This is a genomic window from Cryptosporangium aurantiacum, from assembly GCF_900143005.1.
GTDB classification, from domain to species: Bacteria; Actinomycetota; Actinomycetes; order Mycobacteriales; family Cryptosporangiaceae; genus Cryptosporangium; species Cryptosporangium aurantiacum.
In genome coordinates this window covers 23,812-38,796 of the sequence record NZ_FRCS01000014.1, presented here as the reverse complement: position 1 = coordinate 38,796, position 14,985 = coordinate 23,812, and the positions used below count along the sequence as shown (strand labels likewise).

The window sequence follows — 14,985 nt, the reverse complement described above, 5'->3', positions numbered from 1 at the left end:
GTTCTGTTGTTCCCTCATGATGAGGTAACCTCAGCATTGGTCAACTACTCGAGGAGATGCTCTTGGAGACCCCCCAGAACCCTGGCCGCCGTGGCGGCCCCCAGAAACTGTCCGCGGCCGAGAAGGCCCAGGCCCGCTCGGTCTCACTGCGCCGGATCGCCCGGCTCTTCACCGCACACCGCTGGCAACTCGCCGTCGTCACCGCGATCATCGTCGCGTCGTCGGTGGTGTCGCTGGCCTCCCCGTTCCTGCTCCGCGAGGTCATCGACGTCGCGCTGCCCTCCCAGAACCTGACGCTCCTGGTCTGGCTGGTGATCGGCATGGTCGCCGTGGCCGCCGTGACGTCCGCGTTCGGCGTCGTCCAGACCTGGATCTCGACCACCGTCGGCCAGCAGGTCATGCACCGGCTGCGTACCGACGTCTTCACCCACCTGCAGCGCCAGTCGATCGGGTTCTTCACCCGGACGCGGACCGGCGAGGTGCAGTCCCGGATCACCAACGACATCGGCGGCATGCAGACCGTCGTCACGTCGACCGCGACCTCGATCGCCTCGAACCTGACCACGGTGGTGGCCACCGCGGTCGCGATGGCCGCGCTGTCCTGGCGGCTGTCGTTGGTCTCGCTGGTCGTGCTGCCGCCGGCGATCTACCTGACCCGGCGGGTGGCGCGGATGCGCCGGGTGATCACCGCCCAGCGTCAGCGCGAGCTCGCCGACCTGAACGTGACGATCGAGGAGGGCCTCTCGGTCAGCGGCGCGCAGCTGGCGAAGACGATGGGGACCGGCCCCGTGCTGGTCGACCGCTTCACCGCGTCGTCGTCCCGGCTGATCGATCTGGAGCTGCGGTCTGAGCTCGCCGGACGCTGGCGGATGGCGACGATGAGCATCATCTTCGCCGCGATCCCCGCGGTCATCTACCTGAGCGCCGGTCTGCCCGGCACCACCGGGACGCTGAGCATCGGAACGCTCGTCGCGTTCACCACCCTGCAGTCGACGCTGTTCCGTCCGCTGACCTCGCTGCTGAACACCGGCGTCTCGGTCGCGGCGTCGCTCGCGCTGTTCGCCCGGATCTTCGAGTACCTGGACCTGCCGGTCGAGGTCGACGACCCGGCCTCCCCGGTGCCGCTGGGGCAGGTGCGCGGTGACCTGCGGTTCGAGAACGTGACGTTCACGTACCCGGGCAACGACGTGGCCGCCGTGGCCGGGGTGTCGCTGGAGGTTCCCGCCGGATCGACGCTGGCGCTGGTCGGTGCGACCGGTTCCGGCAAGAGCACGATCGCCGCGCTGATCGCCCGGCTCTACGATCCCACCGGCGGACGCGTGACGCTGGACGGCGTCGACCTGCGTGATCTGCGGCTGGCGGACCTCTCTCGCGTGGTGGGCGTGGTGTCGCAGGAGACCTACCTGCTGCACACGACCGTGCGGGAGAACCTGCGGTACGCGAAGCCCGACGCGACCGACGCCGAGATCGAGGACGCGGCGCGCGCGGCACAGATCCACGACCTGATCAGCGCGCTGCCCGACGGGTACGACACGATGGTCGGCTCCCGCGGATACCGGTTCTCCGGTGGTGAGAAACAGCGGATCGCGATCGCGCGGACGCTGCTGCGAGACCCGCGGATCCTCGTTCTGGACGAGGCGACGAGCGCGCTGGACAACACCACCGAGCGGGCCGTGCAGAAGGCGTTCGACGCGCTCGCGGTGGGGCGGACCACGGTGACGATCGCGCACCGGCTCTCCACCGTGCGCAATGCCGACCAGATCGCGGTGGTGGACCACGGCCGCATCGTCGAGGTCGGCTCGCACGCCGAGTTGCTCGCCCGCGAAGGCCGCTACGCCACCCTGGCCCTCGCGGCGTGACGCCGCTGTGCGGCGCCGCTATGCGCGTGCTGACGCGAAACCGGCCTCTCAGCGCGGCTTAGAGGCCGGTTTCGCGTCAACGTGAGGGTCTAGCTCGGTTGGAACGCGGTGCGGGTCCTCGCGAGGGGGTCGAGGCGGAGGGCGTGGGCGCGGCCGCGAGCGCGGTAGCGCAGGATCTGCACGACGCCGAGCGTCCAGAGCACGTACTGGAACGACATCGCCCAGCGGAACGCGTCCGGCGTGTAGTCCGCGCCGGCCCCGCCGCCGCTGCGCCAGTCGAGGATCGCGCCGATCGCCACGACCACGGTGAGGCTCGCCACGAACCCGGCCTGGTTGATGATCCCGGTCGCGCTGGCCAGCCGCTCGACCGGATTTGACGTCCGGCCCAGGTCGAAGCCGATCACCGAACCGGGCCCACCGAGCCCGACCACCATCACGAGCAGAACCAGCACCGGTAGCGGCGCCTGGCCCGGCCACGCCAGGACCACGGTCCACGCCGTCGCGATCGCCCCGACGATCGCCAGCGCGAGCGTCGATCGTTGCCACGGGTGCCGCGCGGTGAACCATCCCATCACCGGACCGGCCGCGATCAGCGACACCACCATGATCGTGAGCAGCGCCGACGCGACGTTCGGCGAGAGCCCTTCACCCTTCACCAGGAACGGGTAGCCCCACAGCAGCGCGAACGCGGTCTGCGCGAACTGGGTCGTGAAGTGCACCCAGAACCCGAGGCGGGTGCCGGGGTGCTGCCAGGAGCTGGCCAGGCTGGCGCGCACGGCACCGAGTGAGAGCGCGGGGCCGCGCAGCGTCCGGGTGCCCGGCTCGTCGTGCAGGAGCACCAGCCCGGTGATCGCGGCCACCACCCCCAGCGATGCCGCGACCCCGTACGCCCAGGTCCACCCGAGCGTGCTCAGTGCCCAGGTCATCGGGACCGCGGCCGCGATCGCGCCCAGTTGCCCGATGACGCCGGTCAGCTGGGTCACCACCGGCACCCGCCCGGGAGCGAACCAGGCGTTGACCAGGCGCAGGACGCAGATGAACGTCATCGCGTCACCGATGCCGACGAACACGCGGGCGAGCAGCGCGGTGCTGTACGAGTCGGCGAACGCGAAGCCGGCCTGGGCCAGCGTCAGGACGACCGTGCCGGTGAGCAGCACCGCGCGCGACCCGAACCGGTCGACGAGCAGCCCCACCGGAATCTGCATCGCGGCGTAGACCAGCAACTGCAGCATCGTGAACGTCGCGAGCTGTGCGGCGGAGATGTCGAACCGGTCGGCGGCGACGAGCCCGGCTACGGCGAGGGAGGAGCGGTGGAAGACGGCGACAAAGTACGTGGCGAGGCCGACGAACCAAACGATCCAGGCACCTCGCGCCGGATGTGACACAGAGCGTCCTTTCCTGTTCGCAGAGGGTGGGTGCTTCTCACACTGCGCCTTCCGGATCGGTCGCCCGGGTGCGCCCCCCAACCATTCGGGTGGCCTGTTTGTCGCGCGTCACACTTTTCGCGGCGATCACCGCCGCGGCCGACAACAGCGTGCCGAGCGCGACCGCCGCGACGAACGCGACGACGTGACCGGCGGTGAACAGCGCGAGGACCCCGCCGTGCGGTGCGTCGAGCGTCGTCTGGGTGCCCATCGCCAGAGCGCCGGCCGTCGCGGAGCCGAGCATCGCGGCGGGGACGACGCGGGCCGGGTCGGTGACGGCGTACGGAATGGCGCCCTCGGTGACGAACAGGGCGCCGAGTGTGGACGCGGTCGGGGCGTGAGCGCGCTCGGCGTCGGTGAACAGGCGGGGGCGGAGGTGGGTGGCGAGCGCCATCGCGAGCGGCGCGCTCATCCCGGCCGCCATCACCGCCGCCATCGCGGCCCCCGGGTGCGCCGCCGCAGCGGCCGGTGCGGAATCGGCCAGCCGGTCGCCGGTCAGGGGCGTCAGGGTCGTCAGGGTCGCGGGGAGCGACCCGGCGGCGACTGGGTCGTGTACGAGACCGGCGGCGGCGAACGTGTACGCGACCTTGTTGACCGGGCCGCCGAGGTCGATCGCGATCATCGCGCCGAGGATCGCCCCGAGCAGGATCGCGGACGAGCCGTCCAGGCCGCCGAGCCATCCGGTGAGGATCGTGGTGACTCGCGCGAGCGGTGGCCCGAGGAGACCGAGCATCAAGCCGGCCGCGAGCAGCGTCGCGACGACCGGCAGACCGATGATCGTCCACGGGCCGTGCACGACGTCCGGGCAGCGGATCCGGCCGAGAAGGTATGCCGCCAGCCCGGCGACGAGACCGCCGAGCAGTCCGCCGAGGTAGCCGGCGCCGATCGCCGCGGCCGCGACGCCGGTCGTGAGCCCGGGGACGAGGCCGGGACGTCCGGCGAGCGCGTACGCCACTGCGGCGGCCAGTACCGGGGTGAGCAGGCCGAACGCGAACGCCCCGACGGAGAAGGCGAGTGCGCCGGCGTCACCGGCTAGCAGCAGGCCGAGGGCCTGGAGCAGCCCTCCGGCCGCGACGAACGGGATCGTGTAGCTGACTCCGACGAGCAGCGCTCGCCGGATCGGGAGACTGATCATGGGGCCTCTTCCAAGGAATGCCGAGGTCACGGGACGAGGGCTTCCAGCCCCGGATACGGCCGCACGGCCGGAGCCGGAGCCGGAGCCGGGGCCTTGGCCAGGGCCGGGGCCTTGGCCGGGGCTGGGGCCAAGGCCTGCGCCGGGGCCTGCGCCGGAGCCTGCGCCGGGTCCGGGGCCTTGGCCGGGGCCGGGGCCGGGGCCGGGGCCTGCGCCGGGTCCGGGGCCTTGGCCGGGGCCGGGGCCGGGGCCGGGGCCTGCGCCGGGTCCGGGGCCTTGGCCGGGGCCGGGGCCGGGGCCTGCGCTGGTGCCGCGCCGCGTAGGGGCTTGGCCTGGTCGGTGAGGACCGCATGGTCGGTGTGATCGAGCAGGAGCGCGAGGTCGCCGACCGCCGCGCCCAGGCGGTCGGCGGTCACCGCCACCCCCGCGCGGGCACGCGACCGCAGCGCGGCCGCGACCGTCGTCGCGTCCGGCAGCTCGACCGCCACGACGACGCACAGCGCCGCGGCGACCAGCGCCAGCGCGGTGATCGCCGAGAGCGCGGCCGGGAGCCCGGCATGCGCGGCGAGGAATCCCACGACGGGCGGACCGCCGAGCAGCCCGCTGTACCCGACCGTCGAGGCGAGCGCGACGCCACGGGGCCCGGCGACGAGCCCCGCGCGTCCGATGACGAGCGGGAACACGTTCGCGAGGCCGAGCCCGACGAGGACGAAGCCGCCGATCGCGAGCGCCGGATCGGGCGAGTGCGCGGCTGCGGTGGCGCCGATCCCGGCCACCACCGACCCGACCACGAGGACCCGGGTGTCGCCGTACCGCACCACCCAGCGTGCCCCGGCGAGCCGCCCGCACCCCATCGCGAGGCAGAACGCGGCGTACCCACCGGCGGCCAGCGCCGGGCCGGCGTGCAGGGTCTCGCGGAGGTGCAGCGCTCCCCAGTCCGACAGCGCGCCCTCGGCGAACGCGGTGCTGCCCGCGATGGTCCCGAGCAACACGAGCAGGACGATCGGCCCGCGGGAGGACGGTTCGCGCTCTGCGGGCGGCTCGGAGCCGCTCGACGTCCCGGCCGAGTCCATGCCGGCCAGCACCGGCGCTAGCCCGGCGGCGAGCGTGACGCCCACCGCCGCGACCAGGACGAAGTGGACCGGCACCGACAACACCGCGGACGCCAGCCCGCCGAGCAACGCCCCGGCGAGGCCGCCGAAGCTGAACCCGGCATGCAGCGCGGACATCACCGGGCGACGCTGGGTTTGTCCGAGGTGGACGCCGAGGCTGTTCGCGGCGACGTTCGCGGCGCCGGTGCCGGCGCCGAACACGCCCAGGGCGACGCCCAGCGGCGCCAGTCCGGTGCAGAGCCCCGGAAGCACCAGGGAGACGGCGGTCAGCGCGGCAGCGACCGCGCTCACCCGTCCGGCCCCGTATCGGGCGCACCAGCGTCCGGTGAGACGCATGCTGACCAGCGCTCCGAGCGAGAGGCAGAACAGCGCGGAGCCCAACGCGGCGTGCGTCGTGCCGACCCGGTCGCTGACGTCCGGGATGCGGGCTGCCCAGGTGCCGAACACGGCACCGTCCAGGGCGAAGATCGTGGCGACGGCGGCGAACTGCCGACGTGGCGAAGGCGTACGGACACGCGGTACGGGCACGCGGAACCGCACTGCCGGCACGGCAGCGGTCACGGTCGGAATTCCCTTCGGACTGCGCCGCGCGAGTGTGCGGCGGCGCGGGCCCCGGGCGCGGTGGCCACGGCGTCAGGGCGGCGCTCGGCGGCGCGGCTCCTGGCTCGGCGGGGCGGTCAGCCGGACGTCTGCGTCCGAGCTCTGGCAGGTGTCGAGATCGCTTCTGACACGATCAAGACTGCGGCGGTAACCACCAGCAGTCAAATCTGTGCGGTGTGTACTGAATCACCGGCGGTAACCCTCAAGTCCTCGCCGGAGCGCGAGACGGCCGTTAGGTGCGGACTCGGTGGCGTTCGGGGTAGGCCGCGTCGAGTTCGGCGCGGGTCGGGCACGTCGCCGAGCCGACGTGCCGCACCGACACCGCGGCCGCGTGGACGGCGTCCACGAGTACGTCGTCCACCGGGTGACCGGTCACCAGGCCGGCGAGCAGCACCCCGGTATGGGCGTCACCGGCGCCGGTCGTGTCGACGGCCGGGACCACCGGGGCAGGAACCGCGACCACGCGGTCGCCGAGCGGCCCACCGGACGCCACGCAGCCGTCCGCACCCTCACGGACGATCGTCAGCGCGGCGGGCACGAGCGGGCGGACGGCCGCGAGCAGGTCCGCACCCGCCGACGCGGCACCGCTGAGCAGCCGCGCCTCCCGCTGGTTGAGCGTCAGGATGTCGAGCCGGGGCAGCACGCGGCGCAGGCGCTCCGGCGGGATCTCGGCGACCAGCGGCCCCGGGTCCAGCGTCACCAGGACGCCGTCCGGCAGGCCGGTGAGCCAGCCGGCGAGCACCGGCCCGCTCCCGGGGTAGGCCAGGTCGTATCCGGACACGACGACGGCGTCGCCGGGGAGCGGTGTGATCGCGGCCAGGTCGTCGTCGGTGACCGCGGCCTCGACGCCCGCCATCGTGACGAACGTCCGCTCGCCGTCCGGTTCGACCAGCGCCACCGTGAAGCCGGAGTCGCCGGTTCGTGGCGCGGCGGTCCACGCGACGCCCTCCGTGGCCAGCGCGGCCCGGATCACGTCGCCGTAGCGACCGCCGCCGTACGGTGCCGCGTAGACGCTGCGGACGCCCTGCCGAGCAACCGCCGCGACCAGGTTGAATCCGCCACCCGCGTGGGTGCGCGACGCGGTGGCGAGGACGTCGCCACCGCGTTCGGGCAAGCTCGGCACCTCGATCGCGACGTCGACGAGGATGCTCTCCAGCGAGTAGACGGTCGGCACGCGCCCCAACCTATCGGGGCGCGCTCCCCGCGCCGGTCTTTACGCGGCTCCTTACGCCGCTACGCGCACCGGACGGGTACCGAGACGCACCGGAACCCGCTCACCGCTGCGCACCGCCTCGACCCCGGCCTCGCACACCGCGACCGCGGCATACCCGTCCCAGGTCCCCGGCCCGTCGATCGTGCCGTGCCGCGCGGCCTGCACCCAGCGGTGCAACTCGGTGTCGTACGCGGCGGCGAACCGCTCCACGAAACCACCGGCCAGCTGCCCGCCCCAGGCGCCACCCGCACGCCGGACCAGCAGACCCTGGTCGAGCCCGATCATCGCGCTGCCGTGCTCGGCGACCAGCTCGGTCCGGACCTCGTAGGCCACCCCGGTACGGACGAAGATCTCGACATCGACCAGCCGGCCGGACGCGGTCTCCATCAGCACGAGCATCGGGTCACTCACGCCCGTCGGCGCCAGCGACGTGGCCTGCGGGCGCTTCACCGACACCGCGACGATCTCCTCACCGAGGAGGAAGCGGGCGACGTCGGCCTCATGCACGACCGAGTCCCGCATCATCATCTCGGAGTCGAACGTGTCGGTCTGCGCGGGATTGCGGTGGACGCAGTGCAGCAGCAGCGGCGCCCCGAGCTCACCCGAGGCCACGAGCGCGCGCAGCCCGGCGTACTCGGCGTCGAACCGCCGCATGAAACCGAGCTGCACCAGGGGCGCGTCCAGCTCGGCCTCGCGTTGGACGATCCGGTACGCGGTCGCGATGTCGGTGGTCAGCGGCTTCTCGCAGAGCACCGGGATGCGCCGGTCCAGGCAGGCCAGCACCTGCGCCTCGTGCGCGGGCCCCGGCGACGCGATCACGACCGCGTCCACGTCGTCGGCGGCGATCGCGGCGAACGGATCGGCCTCCACCCGGGCGTCCACGGACTTGGCGACGCGCTCGGCGCGCGCGGTGTCGGCGTCGCTGACCACGGTGACGCGGGCGTGCGAGATCCGCCCGGCCAGCGCCTCGGCGTGGTAGCTGCCCATCACCCCGACGCCGAGCACGGCGACCCGCAGGGCGCTCACGACGGGCTCCCGAGCGAGATCGGCGCTCCGCTGCAACCGGCCAGGTAGGTGTGGGTGCGGCGCGCGATCGGCAGCGGTCGCTCCGGCTCGCAGGGGTACATGTCCTGCTCGACGATCGCGTACAGGTCGCGGTCGAGCGTCCCGACCGCGTCGAGCACCGCGCCCAGATCGGGGACGCCGTTCGGCGGCTCACACATCACGCCCCGCCGCACGGCCTCCGGGAACACCAGATCCTCGGCCTCCACCTGCTTCGCGATCTCCGGGTCGACCTGCTTGAGGTGCAGGTACCCGATGCGCTCCGGATAGCGCCGGATCAGCTCCAGGCTGTCGCCGCCGTAGTAGGCCACGTGCCCGGTGTCCAGGCAGAGGTTCACGTACCGCGGGTCGGTGTCGGCGAGGAACCGCTCGATGTCCCGCTGGTAGCCGACGTGGCTGTCGGCGTGCGAGTGGAACTGGACGTGCAGCCCGTACTCCTCCAGGATCCGGCGGCCGAGTTCGTCGGTGTCGGTCGTGAGCTTCCGCCACTGCTCGGCGGTGAGCGTCGGACTCTCCAGGTTCTCGCCGGTCTTGTGGTGCCGGTAGAGGTCCGGGATGACGACGATGTGCTGCCCGCCGACCGCCCTGGTGAGCGACGCGACGTCGGTGACCTGCTGCCACACCGCGTCCCAGGAGTCCGGGCGGTGCAGCGCGGAGAACACCGTGCCCGCCGAGACCCGCAGCCCGTGGGCCTCCAGAGCCTCCTGCAGCGCGACCGGGTCCTTCGGCAGGTAGCCGTACGGTCCTAATTCGATCCAGTCGTAGCCGGCGGCTTTCACCTCGGTGAAGAAGCGATCGGCCGGGGTCTGTGCCGGGTCGTCGGCGAACCAGACGCCCCAGGAGTCAGGAGCAGAACCTATCGTGATCATGAGGCGGCCTCCGGAGTGAGCATCGTAGGGAGGTCTAGCGACCGAGGAGCGGAGCGCAGGGGGCTGCCGGGAGGTAGAGCGATCATGAGAGGTCCTTCGAGGGCCGCAGGTACGGGCGCTGAGTGGCCTTGTGCTCGGTGTAGGTCTGATAAGCGGTGCGGGTCGACTCCAGTGACGAGACCTCGCTGACCGGGACGTCCCACCAGGACTCGGAGTCCGGGGCGCCGCCCGCCAACGGGTCGGTCTCCACGTGGATGACCGTGCTGGCCGGGGACGCCTTCGCGGCGGCGATCGCGTCGGCCAGCCCGGCGCGATCGGTGACCCGGACGACGTCGACGCCGAGGCTGGCGGCGTTCGCGGCGAGGTCGATCGCGAGCAGGTCACCGTCGAGCCGGCCGGTCTTCGTGCGGTAGCGGTAGCGGGTGCCGAAGCGCTGCGAGCCGAGCGACTCCGACAGCGCCCCGATCGACGCGAAGCCGTAGTTCTGGACCAGAACGACGATGACCTTGAGGCCTTCTTGGAGTGCGGTGACCAGTTCGGTCGCCATCATCAAGTAGGACCCGTCCCCGACGAGCACGAACACGTCCCGGTCCGGGCAGGCCAGCGCCACCCCCAGGCCACCGGCGATCTCGTAGCCCATGCACGAGTAGCCGTACTCGACGTGGTAGCCCTTCGGGTCCCGCACCTGCCACAGTTTGTGCAGGTCACCGGGCATCGATCCGGCGGCGCACACGACGACGTCACGCGGGTCGGACAGGTCGTTCACAGCGCCGATGACCGCACTCTGCGTCAGCTCGTCGGCGTCGTAGGCCTGGCGCACGCGCGCGTTCCAGTCAGCGTCCAGCCGGGTGTACTGCTCCCGGTACTCCGGGTCGACCGCGTACCCCACGACCAGCGGCAACAGCGCGTCGAGCGTCTCCCGCGCGTCCGCGCGGACCGCGACACCCGCGTGTTTCACCGCGTCGATCGGCGCGACGTTCACGTTCACGAACCGGACGCCGTCCGCGGCGAACGCGGTGCGGCTGGCCGTCGTGAAGTCGGAGTACCGCGTTCCGATACCGATCACCAGGTCGGCGTCGCGGGCGATGGCGTTGGCGGCGGTCGTGCCGGTCGAGCCGATCGCGCCGAGGCACTGCTCGTGGTCGAACGGCAGTGCGCCCTTGCCGGCCTGGGTGAGCCCGACCGGGACCCCGGTGGCCGCGCAGAACCGGGCGAGCGCGTCGGAGGCACCGGAGTACCCGACCCCGCCGCCGGCCACGATCAGCGGGCGGCGTGCGCCGCGGATCAGCGTCGCCACGTCGTCCAAATCGGCTTGTTCGGGTAGTGGGCGAGCCACCCGCCACACGCGGCGGGCGAAGAACTCGACCGGCCAGTCGTAGGCCTGCGCCTGGACGTCCTGCGGGAAGCAGACCGTGACCGCGCCGGTCTCGGCCGGGTCGGTGAGCACGCGCATCGCGGACAGCAGCGCGCTCGGGAGCTGCTCCGGGCGGTGCACCCGGTCGAAGTACTTCGAGACCGGCCGGAACGCGTCGTTGACCGTGACGTCGCCGGACCAGGGAACCTCGAGCTCCTGCAGCAGCGGGGCGGCGGAGCGGTCGGCGAACGTGTCGGCGGGCAGCAGCAGCACCGGCAGCCGGTTGACGGTCGCCAGCGCGGCGCCGGTGACCATGTTCGTCGCGCCGGGGCCGATGCTCGTGCTGACCGCGTAGGTCTGCAGCCGGTCCTTCATCCGGGCATACGCGACCGCGGTGTGCACCATCGCCTGTTCGTTGCGCCCGAGGATGTACGGGAGCTGCTCCGGATCGTCGAGTTCGGCTTGGAGCAGCGCCTGGCCGAGCCCGGCCACGTTGCCGTGGCCGAAGATGCCGAAGCACCCGGCGATCAGCCGCTGCTGCACGCCGTCGCGTTCGGAGTACTGGACGCTGAGGAACCGCACGGTCGCCTGGGCGACCGTTAGCCGAATCGTCCCGCTCGTCTCGCTCATCGCCTGCCCTCCAGCCGGGGGTCGATGGGTTGGTCGGTCCAGGTTCCGCGAACCCAGGCGTGGTCCGGGTGGTCGGAGATCAGCCAGGCGCGCTCGGCGCCGGGACCGGCCATGACGTTGAGGTAGTACATGTCGAATCCGGGCGCCGCGATGCACGGGCCGTGCCAGCCGTACGGCACCAGCGCGACGTCGCGGTCGCGGACCTCGGCCAGGACGTCGATCTCGCCGCGCGCCGAGGTGCTCGTGCGGTGGTAACCGAAGCCGGGTTCGCCGGCCGGCCCCGACCCGATCTCGAAGTAGTAGATCTCCTCGAGTTCGGACTCGGTGTCGGTCGCCTCGTCGTGCTTGTGCGCGGGGTAGCTGGACCAGTTGCCGGCCGGGGTGAGCACCTCGCAGGCGATCAGGGCCCCGGTCTCGAACGCGCCGACCGTGCCGAAGTTGCGTACCAGGCGGCTCGCGTTGCCCGCACCGCGCAACTCGACGGGAACAGCGTCCGCGGGCCCGTACCGGAACGGCAGCACCCGCTCGGTGCGCGCCCCACACAGCGCGACCCGCGCCGTGGCGTCCGCATGCAGGTGCGCAGACGTGTTGATCGGCAGGTAGGCGAAGTCGCTCGGGCCCGCGAACACGTCCGAGCGCCCCTCGAGTCGGAACGACTCGTCGCCGACCGTGACGGTCAGACCGCCCGCGAGCGGAACCACCAGCATCTCTTCCGGCCCGGTCGTGATCTCCCGGGACGAGTCGAGCGTGAGCACCCGCAGCGACGAGTACCCCCACCCCGCGTTCTGCGGTGTGACGACCACGTCGAACCCGTCGGCCGCGGCCGACCCCGCCGGACGGAACCAGTCGTTCATGCCGCCGCCCGCACCAGCGAGACCGCGGTGTCGACCGCGGCGACCACGTCGTCGTCGGGCGGGTACAGCAGCGCCCGCCCCACGACCAGACCGCGTACCGACGGCAGTGCGAGCGCCTTCGCCCACTCCGCGTACGTCTCGTCGGGGTGCCCGGTCGGGTCGCCGCCGAGCAGCAGCGTCGGCAGCGTGGTCGCGGTCATCACCCGGGCCATGTCCTTGACCACCGGCAGCTTCATCCAGGTGTAGGCGCTGGACGCGCCGAGCCCCTGGGCGATGTGCACGGCCCGGATCACCGCGTCGGGGGAGAGGTCGTTGACGACCTTGCCGTCGACCCGCCGGGACAGGAACGGCTCGACCATCGCGAGCAGCCCGGCGCGGCTCAGGTCGGTGATCGCCCGGGCGCAGGACTCCAGCGTGGTGACCGAGGCTGCGTCGTCCAGGTCGACGCGCAGCAGCATCTTCGCGCCGTTGAACCCGGCGTCGATCGTGCCCTGGACGTCGTAGGCGGTCATCCGGTCGTCGAGCTCGAACGCGCTTCCGGCCAGCCCGCCGCGGTTCATCGACGCGACGACGACCTTGTCCTCGAGCGCGCCGAGCAGCAGCAGGTCCTCGAGCACGTCCGCGGTGGCGAGCAGCCCGTCGACGCCGGGCCGGTCGATCGCGGTGCGTAATCGCGCCAGCATGTCGGCGCGGTCGGCCATCGCGTCCGCCCGCCCACGCACCGCCAGCGCACCCCGCGCCGGGTGGTCGCAGGCGACCAGCATCAGGCGGCCGTCGGCGGGCAGCGTCGCGCGCTTGCGGCGGGCGGCCAGCAGAGCAGCGACCCGGCCCGGCTCGCGGGCGCGGATCTCGGTCACCTCGGCCAGGCTGTCAGCGAAAGCGCTTCGGGCCATGCTGCCTCCGTCGCGGTCGACGGCACCGCGGGGCGTCGGTGCCGCTGAGAACGCTAGGACGGAGCCCTGAATCGCGTCAAGACTTTGTCAGGACATTAAGTCAACGGTCCACCAGCGTGGACTCGAATGAGTAACGATCGGGGCGGTACGCATGGGTGCCGTACTCGACCGCGCGGCCGGCGTCGTCGTAGGTCGTGCGCTCCATCGTGAGTAGCGGCGCACCCTCGGACTCGCCGAGCATCCGCGCCTCGGCGGCCTCGGCGCGGCGGGCGCTGATCCGCTGCCTGCCCACCCGCATCACCACGCCGGCCCGGCGCATCGCCTCGTACAGCCCGGTCTCGCCGAGGTCGACCGCCGCCAGGTCGACGACGTCGGTCGGCAGGTAGTTCGTCATGTGCGCGAGCGGGTCGGAGCCGACCGAGCGCAGCCGTTCCAAGTACCAGACCTGGGCGTCGTCGGCCAGGCGCAGCTCCGCCCGCACCTGGTCGTCCGGGTAGACGACGTCCATCTTCAGCACGACCGTCCGCGGCCGCTGGCCGGCCTTCATCAGGTCGTCGTAGAGGCTGGTCAGCCCCAGCGGGCGATGCACCCGGCCGGCCACGACCTGGGTGCCGACACCGCGCTTGCGCACCAGCAGTCCCTTGTCGACCAGCACCTGGATGGCCTGGCGCATGGTAGGACGGGACAGTCCGAGGTCGGCGGCGAGCGCCACTTCGTTGCCGATCCGCTCACCGGCCCCCAGCGTGCCGGTGAGGATCGCCTCTTCGAGCTGCTCGGCGACCTGGAAGTAGAGCGGGACCGGGCTGCTCCGGTCGAGCGTGATGTGGGTGTGCGGGTGCATTGCGCCTCTCCCGTGATCACCGGTCACAGATCGAGCGTAACGGGTTGTCAATATGTCCGGACAAACTCTTGACACCGTCTGTGGTGTCTACCACACTCAGCCAACGATCGGCCCCGAAGCCCGCATCGGAGCCCCGGAGTATCGCGAACACGCGAACAACGCGCCCCAGGAGAACTCAATGAAGAAGTTCGCCGTCGCCGGAGTGATCGTCGGCCTGTTCCTCGCCGTCGCCGGGTGCAGTGGCACCGGCCAGGAGGAAGGCCCTGACGAAGCGAGCGACTTAGACCTGACGTATGCGGTCGTCACGCACGGCGCCCCCGGTGACGCGTTCTGGGACCGGGTGAAGTCCGGTGCCGAACGTGCCGGAAAGGACTACGGGGTGAAGGTCGAGTACTCCTCCGACCCCGACCCGGCCAAGCAGTCCCAGCTCATCGACGGTGCGGTCGCCGACAAGGTCGACGGCGTCATCGTCTCGATGGCCAACCCCGACGGCCTCGAGCAGTCCGTGAAGAACGCGGTCGCCGCGGGCGTCCCGGTGATCACGATCAACTCTGGCATCGAGAAGTGGCAGGAGTTCGGCGCGCTGACCCACATCGGACAGAGCGAGCAGATCGCGGGCGCCGCGGTCGGCACCCGGCTCAAGGCCGCCGGCTGGAAGAACGCGCTGTGCGTGATCCAGGAGGCGGGCAACGTCGGTCTGGAGGAGCGCTGCAAGGCGGTCACCTCCACGATGGGCGGCAAGGTGACGAACCTGCAGGTCGACGGCACCGACGACAACGCGGTCCAGGCGACGATCACGTCCAAGCTGCAGGCCGACAAGACCATCGACGGCGTCCTCACGCTCGGCGGCCAGTACGCGATCGACGCGGTCGCCGCGGTGGAGCAGTCGGGTAGCTCGGCCAAGGTCGCCACGTTCGACCTCTCGCAGGACGTCATCACGAACATCAAGTCCGGCAAGATCGAGTTCGCGGTCGACCAGCAGCCGTTCGTGCAGGGCTACGCGGCGGTCACCGCGCTGTACCTGAAGAGCATCAACGGCAACGACTTCGGTGGCGGCCAGCCGGTCTACTCCGGCCCGGCGTTCATCACCAAGGAGAACGCCGACGCGGTGGGCGAGTTCGCGGCCAAGGGAACCCGCTGAC

General features: G+C 72.0%; 12 protein-coding genes. 2 read left to right on the top strand and 10 right to left on the bottom strand.

Features of this window, described 5'->3' with window-relative positions; genetic code table 11:
* The first annotated feature begins 62 nt into the window (after positions 1 to 62).
* A complete protein-coding gene (locus BUB75_RS33775; protein ID WP_281248413.1) occupies positions 63 to 1,859 on the top strand; it encodes an ABC transporter ATP-binding protein in 1,797 nt (598 codons plus the stop codon).
* Between the two features lie 89 nt (positions 1,860 to 1,948).
* On the opposite strand, the gene BUB75_RS33770 is transcribed toward BUB75_RS33775, so the two are convergent.
* From BUB75_RS33770 to BUB75_RS33725, 10 genes are all read right to left on the bottom strand, one after another.
* Positions 1,949 to 3,244: an MFS transporter gene (locus tag BUB75_RS33770; protein WP_073262985.1), complete on the bottom strand. Its 1,296-nt coding sequence runs from the start codon at positions 3,242 to 3,244 to the stop codon at positions 1,949 to 1,951.
* A gap of 37 nt (positions 3,245 to 3,281) precedes the next feature.
* Positions 3,282 to 4,418 carry a fructose-specific PTS transporter subunit EIIC gene (locus BUB75_RS33765; RefSeq protein ID WP_073262983.1) on the bottom strand — a complete coding sequence of 379 codons (1,137 nt, stop codon included), beginning with the start codon at positions 4,416 to 4,418 and terminating at the stop codon, positions 3,282 to 3,284.
* 26 nt (positions 4,419 to 4,444) lie between these two features.
* Entirely contained in the window at positions 4,445 to 6,088 is a 1,644-nt protein-coding gene (locus BUB75_RS33760) for an MFS transporter (protein ID WP_084742047.1), read from the bottom strand.
* Between the two features lie 271 nt (positions 6,089 to 6,359).
* Positions 6,360 to 7,301, bottom strand: a complete 942-nt coding sequence (locus BUB75_RS33755; protein ID WP_178380049.1) for a PfkB family carbohydrate kinase — start codon at positions 7,299 to 7,301, stop codon at positions 6,360 to 6,362.
* Between the two features lie 51 nt (positions 7,302 to 7,352).
* The gene (locus BUB75_RS33750) at positions 7,353 to 8,366 is read right to left on the bottom strand and encodes a Gfo/Idh/MocA family protein (protein ID WP_073263186.1); all 1,014 of its coding nucleotides are present in this window, start codon (positions 8,364 to 8,366) and stop codon (positions 7,353 to 7,355) included.
* On the bottom strand, positions 8,363 to 9,271 hold the full coding sequence (locus BUB75_RS33745; RefSeq protein ID WP_073262977.1) for a sugar phosphate isomerase/epimerase family protein: 909 nt from the start codon (positions 9,269 to 9,271) through the stop codon (positions 8,363 to 8,365). The genes BUB75_RS33750 and BUB75_RS33745 overlap by 4 nt, the downstream gene beginning before the upstream one ends.
* Positions 9,272 to 9,353: 82 nt before the next feature.
* Complete coding sequence (gene iolD / locus BUB75_RS33740) at positions 9,354 to 11,255, bottom strand: 3D-(3,5/4)-trihydroxycyclohexane-1,2-dione acylhydrolase (decyclizing) (protein ID WP_073262975.1); 1,902 nt, start codon at positions 11,253 to 11,255, stop codon at positions 9,354 to 9,356.
* The gene (gene iolB, locus BUB75_RS33735; RefSeq protein ID WP_073262973.1) at positions 11,252 to 12,109 is read right to left on the bottom strand and encodes a 5-deoxy-glucuronate isomerase; all 858 of its coding nucleotides are present in this window, start codon (positions 12,107 to 12,109) and stop codon (positions 11,252 to 11,254) included. The genes iolD and iolB overlap by 4 nt, the downstream gene beginning before the upstream one ends.
* Positions 12,106 to 13,002, bottom strand: coding sequence for a Cgl0159 family (beta/alpha)8-fold protein (locus tag BUB75_RS33730; protein ID WP_073262971.1), 897 nt, complete (start codon positions 13,000 to 13,002; stop codon positions 12,106 to 12,108). The genes iolB and BUB75_RS33730 overlap by 4 nt, the downstream gene beginning before the upstream one ends.
* Positions 13,003 to 13,102: 100 nt before the next feature.
* The gene (locus tag BUB75_RS33725; protein WP_073262969.1) at positions 13,103 to 13,843 is read right to left on the bottom strand and encodes a GntR family transcriptional regulator; all 741 of its coding nucleotides are present in this window, start codon (positions 13,841 to 13,843) and stop codon (positions 13,103 to 13,105) included.
* Between the two features lie 178 nt (positions 13,844 to 14,021).
* Here BUB75_RS33725 and BUB75_RS33720 point away from each other — a divergent pair, with 178 nt between their 5' ends.
* A complete protein-coding gene (locus tag BUB75_RS33720) occupies positions 14,022 to 14,984 on the top strand; it encodes a sugar ABC transporter substrate-binding protein (protein ID WP_073262967.1) in 963 nt (320 codons plus the stop codon).
* Position 14,985 lies beyond the last annotated feature (1 nt).